The sequence below is a fragment of the Photobacterium sp. SKA34 genome, from assembly GCF_000153325.1.
Lineage (GTDB): Bacteria > Pseudomonadota > Gammaproteobacteria > Enterobacterales > Vibrionaceae > Photobacterium.
The window spans coordinates 726905-741671 of the sequence record NZ_CH724143.1 but is presented as its reverse complement, the minus strand read 5'-3'; the positions used below and the strand labels follow the sequence as shown (position 1 = coordinate 741671).

Here is a 14767-nt window from a genome sequence, read left to right as displayed (position 1 = left end):
TGCGTCATTAAGTATTGCAAATCTTTTGATTAAATCATGTACATACCGCCGTTAACGTGCAAAGTTTCGCCCGTTACGTAAGCAGCATCATCCGAGGCTAAAAATGCAACTGCTGCTGCAATTTCACGCGGATCGCCTAAACGACCAGCAGGTACATTTGCAAGTGTTGCTGCACGTTGGTCATCATTTAACGCTTTGGTCATATCTGTTTCAATAAAACCTGGCGCGACTGCGTTCACAGTAATACCACGAGAAGCTACTTCGCGTGCCATTGATTTTGTGAAACCTAATAGGCCAGCTTTTGCTGCTGCGTAGTTCGTCTGCCCCGCATTACCCATCGTACCCACAACAGAGCCGATACTGATGATACGACCATTACGTTTTTTCATCATTGCACGCAGTACCGCTTTAGAAAGGCGGAAGATAGATGTTAGGTTCGTATCTAGGATATCTTGCCATTCATCATCTTTCATGCGCATCAACAGATTATCACGAGTGATACCAGCATTGTTCACCAAAATGTCAACATCGCCAAAATCTACTTTAATTTGTTTTAAAACTGATTCAATAGACTCAGGTGAAGTCACATTTAGAGCGAGACCTTTACCTTTGTCACCAAGATACGCACTAATAGCTTCAGCACCACTTTCAGATGTTGCAGTACCAATAACTGTTGCGCCACGCTCTACTAAAATTTCAGCAATTGCACGACCGATACCACGGCTTGCACCTGTAACTAGTGCAACTTTACCTTCCAGGCTCATTGTAAATCCTCTTTAAAGCTTAATGACTACTTAGCCATAGCCGCTTCTAATGAAGCAATATCATTAACTGCAGCACCGCTAAGTGCGCGATCAATACGCTTAGTTAGGCCAGTTAATACTTTACCTGGACCCATTTCTAATAATTCTTCAATACCTTCTGCAGCCATAAGCTCAACAGATTCAGTCCAACGAACTGGGCTGTATAGCTGTTTAACAAGTGCAAGCTTAATAGCTGCAGGATCAGTTTCTGTTGTCACGTCAGCATTGTTAATAACAGGTACGGACGGCGCATTAAATTCGATAGCTTCTAGTGCTACTGCAAGTTTATCCGCCGCAGGTTTCATTAATGCGCAGTGAGAAGGCACTGAAACAGGAAGAGGAAGCGCACGTTTAGCACCTGCTTCTTTACATAGTACGTTTGCACGCTCTACGGCTTCTTTATTACCCGCAATAACAACCTGGCCTGGTGAATTGAAGTTCACAGGGGAACATACTTCACCTTGAGCCGCTTCTTCACACGCTTTCGCAATTGCATCGTTATCAAGACCGATAATTGCAGACATAGCACCAACACCAGCTGGTACTGCTTCTTGCATTAGTTGACCACGAAGTTCAACCAATTTTACCGCAACTTTAAAATCAATAACGCCAGCACAAACTAGTGCAGAGTATTCACCAAGACTGTGGCCAGCAAGTAAAGTTGGTTGATCACCACCTTGCTGCTGCCATGCACGCCAAATCGCAACAGATGCTGTTAACAATGCAGGCTGAGTGCGTTGTGTTTGGTTTAAATCTTCTACTGGGCCATTTTGAACCAGCGCCCAAAGATCGTAACCTAGCGCATCAGATGCCTCAGAGAACGTTTCTTTAACCACATCAAATTGTTCTGCTAATTCAGCTAGCATACCAACGGTTTGAGAGCCCTGACCTGGGAAAACAATCGCGAACTTAGACATTCGAGAATCCTTCTTTATTGACTAATCATTAGTCGATTAATATGCATTAAAACTAATATATTACTTACTCGTTTTAATACACTAAAAATAAAAACAACCAGAAACATTTAATCACTCGATTAAAACTTCACTAATGCTGAGCCCCAAGTGAAACCGCCACCAAACGCTTCTAGTAATAATGTTTGACCACGTTGAATACGGCCATCACGAACCGCTTCATCTAATGCTGTTGGGACTGTTGCTGCTGATGTATTACCATGACGATCAAGCGTAACCACAACTTGATCCATCGACATTGATAATTTTTTCGCTGTCGCTGAGATAATACGCATATTTGCTTGGTGAGGCACAAGCCAATCTAACTCTGACTTATCCATATTATTTTCAGCAAGCGTACTTTTCACTAAGTTCGATAACTGGGTAACCGCTACTTTAAAGACTTCGTTACCTGCCATGTAAAGCCACTTGTTGGCATCAAAATCTTTACCATGTTCTGGTACTGCTAGACTTAATAAACCACCAAAATGACCATCAGCATATAAATGCGTTGAAATAATGCCAGGCTCTTCACTAGCGCCAATCACAACTGCACCCGCCGCATCACCAAATAAAATTATGGTTGAGCGATCTTCTGGGTCACAGCAATGAGAAAGCGCATCAGAACCAATAACGAGTACATTTTTCGCCATCCCCGTTTTGATATGCTGATCAGCAACACTTAACGCATAAACAAAACCTGTACATGCCGCTGATAAATCAAATGCAGGGCAGCCCTTAATATCTAGCATACCTTGCACTTGGCAAGCTGCTGATGGAAATGAATGGCTGGCGCTAGAGGTGGCAACAATGATCAGATCGATATCTTCTTTATCAATCCCCGCCATCTCAATTGCTTTTAATGAAGCTTGGTAGCCCATCACGGCAACAGTTTCATCTTCAGACGAAATACGACGTTCACGAATACCTGTTCGTGTCACAATCCACTCATCGCTTGTTTCTACCATTTTTTCTAAGTCCGCATTCGAGCGTACTTGTTGTGGCAGGTAGCTGCCAGTTCCTAGAATTTTGCTATTCATGAAGACTAATAGTGCCTCTCGAGTAGGACCTCTTCTAAACGGTCACTGATTTTGTTCGGTATTTGCCGTTTAACTTCGTAAACCGCTTCACTTATCGCCTGAGCGAAAGCGACAGTATCAGCACTTCCATGGCTTTTAATCACAATACCGCGCAATCCTAACAGACTTGCACCGTTATACTGGTCGGGGTTCAACTGTTGCAAGCCCTCAAAGAGCTCACTAAACAGCCATTTAGCAATAATGCGTCGAATTGGGTTTCTACCTATTGCACCTTTTATCCGTTCAATAAATAAGTTTGCAACCCCTTCACTAGTCTTTAAACTCACATTGCCAACGAAACCATCACACACTATAACGTCGGCTTTATCTGAATAAAGTTGGTGACCTTCAACGTAGCCAACATAGTTGATATCCGGCGATTGAATCAACATTTCAGCACAACGTTTGACCAAATCATTACCTTTGATCTCTTCTTCGCCAATATTTAATAATGCGACACGCGGCGTAGTGCCTAAGGTTTGTTCAGCAAGAACAGAGCCCATAACAGCAAACTGGAATAAAGTATCAGCATCACAAGACACATTCGCGCCAAGATCAAGAAGCCATGTCGGATGTGCACCACGATTGGGTATCGCTGAGATTAATGCAGGACGCTCAACACCGGGAAGTTGTTTCAACACAAAACGTGATAATGCCATGAGTGCGCCAGTATTACCTGCGCTGACACATGCATCCGCTTGACCTGCTGCAACTGCATCTAATGCCATACGCATAGATGACCCCTTACTATGTCGAAGGGCTTGTGATGGACGTGTTTCGTTGGCGATAACGCTATCGCAATGCACGATCGTTAGCCTAGGATGGTTAAGCTTATTGAGGAGAGTTAATTGCGCAGTGATTGCACTTAGATCACCAAAAAGAATAAGTTTGAGCTCAGGCGAATGCAACAGTGCCTGCACGGCGGCAGGCACTGTTACTTGAGGACCGAAATCCCCGCCCATTGCATCAAGTGCAACGGTAAGACCCATCAAGGTTCAACCTTACTTGTTGATAACCTTGCGGCCACGATAGAAACCGTCAGCTGTCACGTGGTGACGTAGGTGAGTCTCACCAGATGCTTTATCTACAGAAACTGCTGCTGTAGTTAGGGCATCGTGTGAACGACGCATACCACGTGCTGCACGTGATTTTTTGCTCTTTTGTACGGCCATTAACCCTACTCCTGTTAAATTTAACTCTTAAGATTTTTCAATACTGCAAACGGATTCGGACGCTCATCAGCAACGGGAATCTCACCAAAAGACATGTTCTTCGAGCCAATTTCACAATCAGCATCGTCGTGCATTGCGACTTGTGGTAATTCCAGAATCAATTCGTCTTCAACGAGTTGAATCAAGTTGATCTCGCCATTTTCGTCGACGATTGTCGGCTCATAGGCTTCCGGTAACTCATCTACGGCTTCTTCGTTGCGAACCGGACTATAACAGAATTCCACATGAATATGGTGTGGAAATTCTCCCTGACATCGCTGACAGGTCAACATCACGTCTACATCTGCGATACCGCGGATGAAAGGAATACGACGTTGGTCAAGGTCAAAAGACAAGTTGACGTTTACATCACTTATTACGCTCTGGGTTGATTCAGCTAGGCGAGACAAAAGATCGGCTTTGATGATGCCATCATAATCGAGTCTTTTTTGTGCTGTGCGTACTGGATCTACCTTTAGCGGCAATTTTACCTTTTGCATAGGGCGCGAATATTAGCCTTATAGTCTGTTTGAGTCAAAGGAAATGTGTGCGATTTAACAGCTTTTGACCAATTCTCATGCTGTGATGAAAATTACAAAACGCTTCAACACCACATCTCAGTAATAAAATTATAAATGTCTGCTACTCAATCACTTGATCGTGTCGGAACAATCGATGAAATAACACCCAACATAGCGCAGAAAGCAACTAACACAGACCTATGATCATGACGCAGTCGCTTTTGATAACCCACATACTTTTTAATCAACATGGGTCTTCTCATTGGTCTGGTTGAGGATCTAGCAAATTACGCGGGAACATACACCGAATTGTGGAATGAAACAACTGTAATACAACAATCACAATTTAATATAATCCGAATAAAAGTTGCAGCAATCCTAATGAAACTTCCTATATCATTGTTCTATTAAAATTTCTCTAGATGTGTAGAGTACTGTTATGACACAACCATTATTACTGGCATCAACCTCTCCTTACCGAAAAATGCTACTCGAAAAGTTAGCGCTCCCTTTTGAAACGGCAAACCCTGAAACTGATGAGACGGTATTACCCACAGAGTCCGCCCAAGAATTAGTCTGTCGGCTCGCCCAATTAAAAGCCAAAGCTTGTGCTAGTTCTTACCCAGACTCTCTTATTATAGGATCAGATCAAGTTTGTTTGATTGATGGAAAAATATTAGGTAAACCCCATACTGAAGAAAATGCTTGTAAGCAATTACAAGCCGCAAGTGGCAAAACCATTACCTTTTATACAGGGCTATGTGTTTACAATGCAAAAACACAGTCAACTCAAGTCATTTGTGACCCCTTTCATGTTCACTTTAAAATACTGACGTCACAACAAATTGAAAATTACGTGAGAAAAGAACAACCTTTATATTGTGCTGGGAGTTTTAAAAGCGAAGGTTTAGGAATTGCTCTATTTGATAAACTCGAAGGGCGCGACCCTAACACGCTCGTAGGATTACCCTTGATTGCATTAACTGATATGTTAGCTAATGAGGGCGTTTCTGTCTTATAAGGCTTGATCACTAACATTTATGCTAAACAAAAGGCGAGACCATTTTCTCGCCTTTCACTTTGGTTACATTTGACGTAGTTTTTCCAAACAACGTTCTAAAGCCGGCTCCATTGGCGCGCTAATATCCATCGCTTCATCCGTACTTGGATGCGTAAATTTGATATTTGCAGCATGAAGGAACAAACGCCCTAAACCTGTTTTTTTAGTGTAGGCATCAAAACGTGGATCACCATAACGATCATCCCAAGCAATAGGGTGACCTTCATACTGGCAATGCACACGAATCTGATGCGTACGACCCGTTACAGGGCTAGCTTGTACCAATGTCGCCAGAGGGAATCGCTCTAATACTTTAAAACGCGTATCGGATGCTTTCCCCTGTGGGTTAACACGTACAATGCTGTTTACTTCATTTTTTAACAACGGCGCAGTGACTTTTCGGCAATTCGCTTTCCATTCTCCCATTACTAAAGCGAAGTAATATTTCTGCACCGTTTTATTTCTAAATTGCTCTTGCAGTTGACGAAGAGCTGAACGCTTCTTTGCCACTAACAAAATGCCCGAGGTATCACGGTCAATTCGGTGAACGAGTTCCAAAAATCGAGCATCAGGACGTAACGCTCTTAATGCTTCAATAGCACCAAATTTTAAGCCACTGCCGCCATGAACGGCCGTTCCTGATGGTTTATTCAGAATTAATAGATGATCATCTTCATAGATGATGCAATGCTCTAATTCAGCGACTTTATTCAACTTAGTGCTTACTGGTGCTTGTTCTTCTTTTTCAGGAACAAAAACCGGCGGTACGCGTACTAGATCACCATCCTGCAATTTATATTCAGGTTTAATACGTTTTTTGTTTACTCGCACCTCGCCTTTACGCAAAATGCGGTAAATCATACTTTTTGGTACGTTTTTAAGCCTCGCGCGGAGAAAGTTATCAATCCGCTGGCCTGCAAAGTCATCGCTAATGTCGATGAATTGCACTTTAGGTTTATCTTCTGTCATGGGTTTGATTGTATCACGCAAATAAAGCAGATTGCCGCAAAAAAGTGAGCCTGCTATCATTGTGTGCTGAGGTAGGTTTTTTTGCCTACTTCATTGACAAGATGAGCATATAATCATCTTTATGGCTATTTTTTATACAACTCAGATAATAAACGCAGCAAATGGCGTAAGACGTTAGGGTTATCGGAGTTTTTTAGTGCGTCAAATTACATTTTTTTTTGATGTGACAGATACAACCACTTCAATGTGGTGATACCAGCTGTATTTTTTAGATCTAACCATCTCACATACAGTTGGCTGATAAGTGTGGCCAGAAAGCACTCCTGCATTCCAACCGTGAGGTTGCAACCGTACATCAGACTTGGAGTCCGGCGCCATCAAAAAACAGATGTAACTAGCATACTAATACAACGACAATAAATGAGTACAATATAATGAAAAGAATGTTGATTAACGCGACTCAGAAGGAAGAGTTGCGCGTCGCATTAGTTGATGGCCAAAAGCTATTTGATCTTGATATCGAAAGCCCTGGTCACGAATCTAAAAAAGCAAATATCTACAAAGGCCGCATCACACGCATCGAACCAAGTCTGGAAGCAGCGTTCGTTGACTATGGTGCTGAGCGTCATGGTTTCCTTCCTCTTAAAGAAGTTGCGAAAGATTACTTCCCTGCCAATTATTCTTACCAAGGTCGTCCTAATATCAAGGAAGTCCTAAAAGAAGGCCAAGAAGTTATCGTTCAAGTTGATAAAGAAGAACGTGGAAACAAAGGCGCAGCCCTTACTACTTTTATCTCTCTAGCGGGTAGTTACCTTGTTTTAATGCCTAACAACCCTCGTGCTGGCGGTATTTCTCGTCGTATCGAAGGTGAAGAGCGTACCCAACTTAAAGCTGCACTAAGCACATTAGACTTACCGCAAGGTATGGGCCTAATTGTACGTACAGCTGGTGTGGGTAAATCAGGTGAAGAGCTTGAGTGGGATTTAAACGTTCTACTTAACCATTGGAATGCTGTAAAAGAAGCAGCCGATTCACAATCAGCTCCGTTTCTTATCCACCAAGAAAGTAATGTGATTGCTCGTGCAATCCGCGATTATTTACGTCGTGACATCGGTGAAATTCTAATCGATAGCCCGAAAATTTTCGACCGCGCACGTGATCATATTAAATTAGTTCGTCCTGATTTCTTGTCTCGCGTTAAGCGTTACGAGGGTGAGGTTCCACTATTTAGCCACTACCAAATTGAAAGCCAAATTGACTCTGCGTTCCAGCGCGAAGTTCGTTTACCTTCAGGTGGCTCTGTTGTTATTGACCCAACAGAAGCATTAACGTCTATCGATATTAACTCTGCTCGTGCAACAAAGGGCGGCGATATTGAAGAAACAGCATTACAGACAAACTTAGAAGCTGCCGATGAAATTGCACGTCAATTACGTCTACGTGACTTAGGTGGTCTGGTTGTTATCGACTTTATTGATATGACACCTGTTCGCCACCAGCGTGAAGTTGAAAACCGTTTACGTGAAGCTGTTCGTATGGATCGCGCACGTGTTCAAATCGGTCGAATCTCACGTTTCGGTCTACTTGAGATGTCTCGTCAACGTTTAAGCCCTTCTCTTGCAGAAGCGAGCCACCACGTTTGTCCTCGTTGTTCTGGTACTGGTGTGGTTCGTGATAATGAATCACTATCATTATCAATCCTACGACTAATCGAAGAAGAAGCACTGAAAGATAACAGCTCACAAGTACTTGCTATTGTGCCTGTGCCTGTTGCCTCGTACCTTCTAAACGAAAAGCGTCGTTCAGTTCAACACATTGAAAAGTACCACGGTGTACGTGTTGTTATCGTTCCTAACTCTGATATGGAAACGCCGCACTTTGAAGTTCTGCGTATTCGTGAAGGTGAAGAGCAAGACACACTTTCATACCATATTCCTAAAACGTTAGAAGCGTTAAAAGAAGCTGAAGCGATTGAAATACCACAACCTGAGCGCGTTATCAAAAAACGTGAAGAGCCAGTACTTCAAGGTTTCACTGCACCAAAACAACCAGCTCCTGTTGCAAAACCTGCAGCTAAGCCGACACCAAAAGTAGCGGCTAAGCCTGTCACTGAATCAACCCAGAAACCTGGTCTTTTGAGCCGTTTCTTCTCTGCATTAGCATCATTCTTCTCTGGTAGCCCTGAACAGCAACAAGAGAAACCTGTTGAAGCAAAAGCAGAACAAAACAACAATCAAAATAATCGTCGCAACAACAATCGTCGCAACGATCGTTCTGACAACCGTCGTAATAACCGTGACAACAGTCGTGATAACAACCGTCGTAATAGTCGACAAGATAACAACGATGTTGAGAACAATGACGAACGTCAAGAACGTAATAACGAGCAACGCCAAAATCGTCGCCGCAATGACCGTAACGACAAAAACCGTCAACAGCAAAACGATAAGGCTGCAAAAGCTCCTCGCCAAAACCGTAATAACGATGAAGCGAAAGAGCAAAAGCGTCAGTCTCGTAAAGAAGAAATTCAAGCGCAAAAACAGCAACGTCAACAACAAGGCGAGCAAATAGCTAAAGCCACAACTGAACAACCTGCTGATGCACAACGTGATAGCGAAGAAAAAGCGGTAAAAGTGAAGCAACGTCGCCAGCGTCGTCAACTTCGTAAAAAAGTACGTATCACAGATAATGTTGAAAAATCAGTTGAACAACAAAATGTAGCAGTTGATGCTGTCGAAAAAGTTGAAGCTGTTGAGACTGTTGTAGAACAAACGCCATCACCATTAATGGCATTGGGTACTAGCATTGCTAAAGAAGCACAAGACAAACCTGAACAAACTCAAAGTGTGACTGACGAGCAAACTGATAATGAAGAGCAAGAGGGCACTCAACGTCGTAATCGCCGCTCACCACGTCATTTACGTGCAAGTGGTCAACGCCGTCGCCGTATGCGTGATACACGCGTAGAGAAATCTGACTTTGTTACCAATGAAGAAGCAAATGCTATTGAGCAAGCAGCTGTTGATGCTGCCGATAGTATTAGCGAGATGGTCAATGTTGTTTCTATCGTTGAAAAGCCAAAAACAATGCGTCCTACTTCAGGTGTTGCAATTCCTGAAATGGCAATGGGTAAAGTTTGGTCTCGTATCAAGCCAGCCGTTGAAGCAACTGTTGAGAAAAACATCACAAAAGAGAAAGCCGATACTGCAGATGTAATTGATGAAGTTGAAACAAATGACATCATCATTAATACACCAATAGTAGAAGCTAAATCTGAAGTAGTTGCAGTTGAAGCAAGGACACTTTCTGGTGTTGCTATTCCTGAAATGGCGATGGGTAAAGTCTTCCCACGCTTTACAGCAGAAGAAACAACAGTAGAAATAAAGTCTGAGCCTGCTGTAGAGTCAGTAATCAAGCAACCTGTTATTGTTGAAGAAGTAGCAGCTCCGGTAATCAAAATAGAAGAGACAGTTGAAATTAAGTCACCTGTAGCTCCAGTTGTTGATTTACCTGCTGTAGCAACAGCGGTAATGGCAACCTCACCTCGTGGTTTCCATGCTGCTTCTGCAATGACAAAAGCGCCAGCACCTGAAGAGCATGTTTCAGGATCTGTTGTTCAAGCGGCACCATTACGCGAGCGTACCAATACTCGTGCAGCGGGTAGCCAAACAGCAACAAACAGTGCTGCAGCACCAATGACTAAACCTTCTTTTGACTAAAAGTTACGTTTAGCAATGAAAAAGCCATGCTCTTGCATGGCTTTTTTATTATCTAATTATGAGTCAAAACCAGCGCACTTTATGTTTAATGATTACATATAGCTCTAATTTTTTACTTGTAAGCGGAGTAAATGCCGTTATTAGCCAACAAAAGTTGAAGCTAATTACAACTTTCTGTAGCATTCCGTTAACCAAAATGCGCTTTAAATACAGCCAATAATAGAAGAATCCTCAACTAACATGTTAGATTTTCCCCAAAAAACTCATCAATCCGTCAAAAACGACGTACTTTCAGGTTTAACCGTTGCACTTGCGCTGGTACCTGAAGCCGTTGCTTTCGCATTCGTTGCTGGCGTAGACCCGATGGTTGGCTTATACGCAGCCTTTATAGTAGGTTTAATTACTGCCATTCTAGGTGGTCGTCCAGGTATGATTTCAGGTGCCACAGGTGCAATGGCCGTTGTAATGGTTAGCCTTGTTGCCCAGCACGGAATTCAATATCTTTTTGCTGCCGTCATGCTTGCTGGTTTACTACAAATTCTAGCGGGAGTGTTCCGTCTCGGTAAATTTATTCGAATGGTACCTCATCCTGTTATGATCGGTTTTGTTAACGGTCTTGCGATTGTGATTTTCTTAGCTCAGTTAGGCCAGTTTAAAGTTCCGGCTCTTAATGGCGGCTTAGAATGGATGCACGGCACACAGCTTTACATCATGTTAGGCTTGGTTGCGTTAACCATGTTTATCATTTATTTTTTACCAAAACTAACTAAAGCAGTCCCTTCTTCACTTGTTGCCATTTTAACTGTTACAGCATTAGTTCATATCTTAGGTTTAGACTCTCGCACTGTCGTCGATTTTGTTCGCACCATGAGTGGTGACGCAAATGCAACACTTGCAGGCTCTTTACCAACATTCGCTTTACCGGATGTTGGCTTTAACCTCGAAACCCTAAAAATTATTTTGCCTTACTCATTAATTCTTGCAGCCGTTGGTTTAATCGAATCATTACTAACGCTAACTGTTATTGATGAAATGACAAATACACGTGGTCATGGTAACCGTGAATGTGTTGGCCAAGGTGTTGCAAACGTTACTTGTTCAGTATTCGGTGCAATGGGCGGTTGTGCCATGATTGGTCAATCAATGATCAATATTAACTCAGGTGGTCGTGGTCGTTTATCCGGTATTACTGCTGCCATTGGCCTACTACTGTTCATCTTATTCGGTTCATCATTTATTGAAATGATCCCGCTTGCAGCACTTGTTGGTGTAATGTTCATGGTTGTGATCGGGACTTTTGAATGGGCAAGCTTCAAGATGATGCGTAAAGTGCCTAAGCACGATTTCTTTACCATTATCTTAGTAACTAGCGTTACGGTAATTGCAGATCTTGCGGTTGCAGTCCTTGTCGGTGTTATCTACTCTGCACTCGTGTTCGCTTGGAATCACGCTAAAGAAATTTATGCGGCAAGCCACATTGATGATAATGGTGCAAAAGTTTACCAAGTAAATGGTCCACTTTTCTTTGGTTCAGTATCACATTTCCTTGAGTTATTTGATGCTCAAAATGATCCAAAAGAAGTGATCATTGATTTTGCTAAATCACGTGTTGCCGATCATTCCGCTATCGAAGCGATTGATACAATTGCAGAACGTTATGCTAATCGTAATAAAACCATTCATTTGCGTCATTTAAGCCCTGAGTGCAGTAAACTGCTGAAAAAAGCAGGCAGTTTGGTAGAAGTTAACGTTCTTGAAGATCCAACCTATAAAGTTGCTTCCGACGTACTCGGCTAAGATATATTTACAAGCCCACTTACAAGGTGGGCTTTTTTTACCTGTAGATCATGTTTTTCCTTTTTTTTCTCGTTTCGGCTCCCCTTATGTCCGTTTTTCTGAAACAATCATCTTATTAAGTGATTAATATTTCAAACATTCGGCAAAGGATTCGCACTGTGTTTACCATTTCTCCTGTTGATAAAACTCAATCTATCCACATTAAAAAACGCATTGATAATAAAACGAAGCCCATTGGTGCTTTAGGCCAATTAGAACCACTTGCTGAACAACTCGCTTTAATCCAACAAAGCGATACACTAACCATTGATAATCCTCATCTCCTTATTTTTGCAGCAGATCATGGAGTTTCACATCATGGAATAAGTATTGCGCCCGCAGAAGTCACCACCCAAATGGTACATAATTTTTTGGCCGGCGGTGCAGCAGCGAACTGTTTTTGCCGCAGCAATAATATGGCGCTTAAAATTGTTGATGCTGGGATTTTAGGCGATGTTGATGACCATCCAGATTTAATCAGACAGTCATTAGGCAAAGGAACTCAAGATTTCACCACTCAGGATGCAATGTCGCTTGATACCGTACAACAAGGAATATCTTCAGGAGCGAGCGTTGTTGATTCTCTACATCAATCAGGGACCAACCTTATTGCTTTTGGGGAAATGGGGATCGGTAATACCAGCAGTGCTGCCGCGATTATGGCATTACTGTTAAATCTTCCTGCAGATGCTTGCACCGGGCATGGTACAGGTATTGATGACAGCCAATATCAAAAGAAATTAGCGCTTATTCGTCTTGCCTGTAAACATCACTATAGTGCGACAGGCGATCCGTTAAAAGTGTTATCCGCTGTTGGTGGCTTTGAAATTGCGCAAATCACAGGTGGTATATTACAAGCGGCTGAAAACCGCATGATTGTATTGGTTGATGGCTTCATTGTAACTGCAGCTGCCTTACTGGCTGTCGCGCTCAATCCACATGTTATCGATTATCTTGTTTTCTGTCATCATTCAGAAGAAGCCGGACACCACCGTATGCTTCAACATCTTAATGCCTCGCCATTACTTAACTTAGGCCTACGTTTAGGTGAAGGAACTGGAGCAGTATTGGCATTGCCTTTAATTAAAGCTGCGTGTGCCTTTTACAATGATATGGCGAGTTTTGATGATGCAGGGGTTACTGTGTGAGCACCAAACACCAAACTGAGAACAAAGCATCACTAACGGAAAGTAGTTATCGATATCAATGGCAACTCTTTTTAGTCGCACTCGCGTTTTTCACTCGTATTCCTATACCAATCAGTACTCCATTTAGCACTGAGCGATTAAATCATGCCAATCGCTATTTTGGTGTTATTGGTCTTATTGTTGGAGGGATATGTAGCTTAATATACCTAATATTTATTCTGCTTTTCCCCCCTACAATTGCGATTGGTATAGCAATGATTTCAAGCCTCTTACTCACGGGAGCTTTCCATGAAGATGGACTAGCTGATGTGTTTGACGGCTTTGGTGGTGGTTGGACGATTGAGTCAAAGCTCAATATAATGAAAGATTCTCGCCTTGGTACGTATGGCGCTTCAGCACTAATAATGGCATTAGGTTTAAAATGGGTAACATTGGTCTCATTGGCTGATATAAACCTCTACCTCCCTATTTATGCCTTCATTGTGATTCAATGTATAAGTCGAATTGCTGCTGCAAGTCTTATCTTCTCTTACCCTTATGTACGCGCAGATCAGGACAGTAAAGTTAAACCTTTAGCCAATCAGCAATCTTTGCTAGATATTGGGATATTACTAACGACTGGAATATTAATACTTTCAATATTACCTCTATCTCTCGCATTAAGTTGTCTTATAACAACCGTCTTTATTCGTCAAAGTTGTGGCTATTGGTTCAAACGGCAACTAGGTGGATATACCGGTGATTGTTTAGGAGCGACACAACAACTTGCAGAGATAACCGGATACCTGACATTATTGACCTTTGCGAGTCATTATCATTTTTAAGGATTTCAGATGACAGATACAACTAACAAGGATGATCGCCATAAAGCGCGCCAACAAAAATTAAAAGAGCAAGTCGATGCTCGTATCGATGCAGCCCAACAAGAGAAAGGACTGGTTCTGGTAATCACTGGTAATGGTAAAGGAAAATCTACTTCTGGATTTGGCATGATTGCGCGAGCTGTCGGTCATGGTCAGCACTGTGGTGTCGGGCAATTTATAAAAGGCACATGGGATTGTGGTGAGCGTAATTTACTAGAGCAACACGGTGTCAACTTTGCAGTAATGGCGACTGGATTTACATGGGAAACCCAAAACAAAGAAGCCGATACGGCTGCTGCGAAAGAAACATGGCAACAGTGTAAAGCAATGCTAGCTGATGATAGCTATAATGTTGTATTACTCGATGAGCTTACTTATATGATCACCTACGATTACATTGCGTTAGATGACGTTATTGAAGCTATAGAACAGCGTCCTACGACACAGTCGGTGATCATTACAGGACGAGCGGCACACCGACAATTACTCGACATTGCCGATACTGTATCAGAAGTGCGTAATGTTAAGCATGCCTTCGAAAGCGGGATAAAAGCACGAAAAGGGATTGATTGGTAAATACTAAAAAGCCATTAAAAGTAATAAAC

The 14767-nt window shown here is 42.4% G+C and carries 13 protein-coding genes; 6 read left to right on the top strand and 7 right to left on the bottom strand.

Annotated features, from left to right (window positions below):
* Positions 1-29: 29 nt before the first annotated feature.
* From fabG to yceD, 6 genes are all read right to left on the bottom strand, one after another.
* Entirely contained in the window at positions 30-764 is a 735-nt protein-coding gene (fabG, locus tag SKA34_RS16200; protein WP_006646617.1) for a 3-oxoacyl-ACP reductase FabG, read from the bottom strand.
* A 26-nt stretch (positions 765-790) separates the two neighbouring features.
* A complete protein-coding gene (fabD, locus tag SKA34_RS16195) occupies positions 791-1720 on the bottom strand; it encodes an ACP S-malonyltransferase (RefSeq protein ID WP_006646616.1) in 930 nt (309 codons plus the stop codon).
* Between the two features lie 119 nt (positions 1721-1839).
* On the bottom strand, positions 1840-2796 hold the full coding sequence (locus SKA34_RS16190; protein WP_005368715.1) for a beta-ketoacyl-ACP synthase III: 957 nt from the start codon (positions 2794-2796) through the stop codon (positions 1840-1842).
* 5 nt (positions 2797-2801) lie between these two features.
* On the bottom strand, positions 2802-3827 hold the full coding sequence (plsX, locus tag SKA34_RS16185; RefSeq protein ID WP_198138497.1) for a phosphate acyltransferase PlsX: 1026 nt from the start codon (positions 3825-3827) through the stop codon (positions 2802-2804).
* Positions 3828-3836: 9 nt separating this feature from the next.
* Positions 3837-4007, bottom strand: coding sequence for a 50S ribosomal protein L32 (gene rpmF, locus SKA34_RS16180; protein ID WP_005368719.1), 171 nt, complete (start codon positions 4005-4007; stop codon positions 3837-3839).
* 20 nt (positions 4008-4027) lie between these two features.
* On the bottom strand, positions 4028-4546 hold the full coding sequence (gene yceD / locus SKA34_RS16175; RefSeq protein WP_006646614.1) for a 23S rRNA accumulation protein YceD: 519 nt from the start codon (positions 4544-4546) through the stop codon (positions 4028-4030).
* A gap of 460 nt (positions 4547-5006) precedes the next feature.
* On the opposite strand from yceD, the gene SKA34_RS16170 reads away from it, so the two are divergent.
* Positions 5007-5588 carry a nucleoside triphosphate pyrophosphatase gene (locus tag SKA34_RS16170; RefSeq protein WP_006646611.1) on the top strand — a complete coding sequence of 194 codons (582 nt, stop codon included), beginning with the start codon at positions 5007-5009 and terminating at the stop codon, positions 5586-5588.
* Between the two features lie 63 nt (positions 5589-5651).
* On the opposite strand, the gene rluC is transcribed toward SKA34_RS16170, so the two are convergent.
* Positions 5652-6596 carry a 23S rRNA pseudouridine(955/2504/2580) synthase RluC gene (rluC, locus tag SKA34_RS16165; protein ID WP_006646610.1) on the bottom strand — a complete coding sequence of 315 codons (945 nt, stop codon included), beginning with the start codon at positions 6594-6596 and terminating at the stop codon, positions 5652-5654.
* Between the two features lie 434 nt (positions 6597-7030).
* On the opposite strand from rluC, the gene rne reads away from it, so the two are divergent.
* The 5 genes from rne to cobO all read left to right on the top strand — a co-directional run bounded on the left by rne (position 7031) and on the right by cobO (position 14738).
* Complete coding sequence (rne, locus tag SKA34_RS16160; protein ID WP_006646609.1) at positions 7031-10315, top strand: ribonuclease E; 3285 nt, start codon at positions 7031-7033, stop codon at positions 10313-10315.
* 240 nt (positions 10316-10555) lie between these two features.
* Positions 10556-12112, top strand: a complete 1557-nt coding sequence (locus tag SKA34_RS16155) for a SulP family inorganic anion transporter (protein ID WP_006646608.1) — start codon at positions 10556-10558, stop codon at positions 12110-12112.
* 158 nt (positions 12113-12270) lie between these two features.
* Positions 12271-13299, top strand: coding sequence for a nicotinate-nucleotide--dimethylbenzimidazole phosphoribosyltransferase (cobT, locus tag SKA34_RS16150; protein WP_006646607.1), 1029 nt, complete (start codon positions 12271-12273; stop codon positions 13297-13299).
* Positions 13296-14123: an adenosylcobinamide-GDP ribazoletransferase gene (locus tag SKA34_RS16145; RefSeq protein WP_006646606.1), complete on the top strand. Its 828-nt coding sequence runs from the start codon at positions 13296-13298 to the stop codon at positions 14121-14123. Before cobT ends, SKA34_RS16145 begins: the two co-directional genes overlap by 4 nt.
* Positions 14124-14132: 9 nt before the next feature.
* Positions 14133-14738 carry a cob(I)yrinic acid a,c-diamide adenosyltransferase gene (gene cobO, locus SKA34_RS16140; protein ID WP_006646605.1) on the top strand — a complete coding sequence of 202 codons (606 nt, stop codon included), beginning with the start codon at positions 14133-14135 and terminating at the stop codon, positions 14736-14738.
* Positions 14739-14767: the final 29 nt, after the last annotated feature.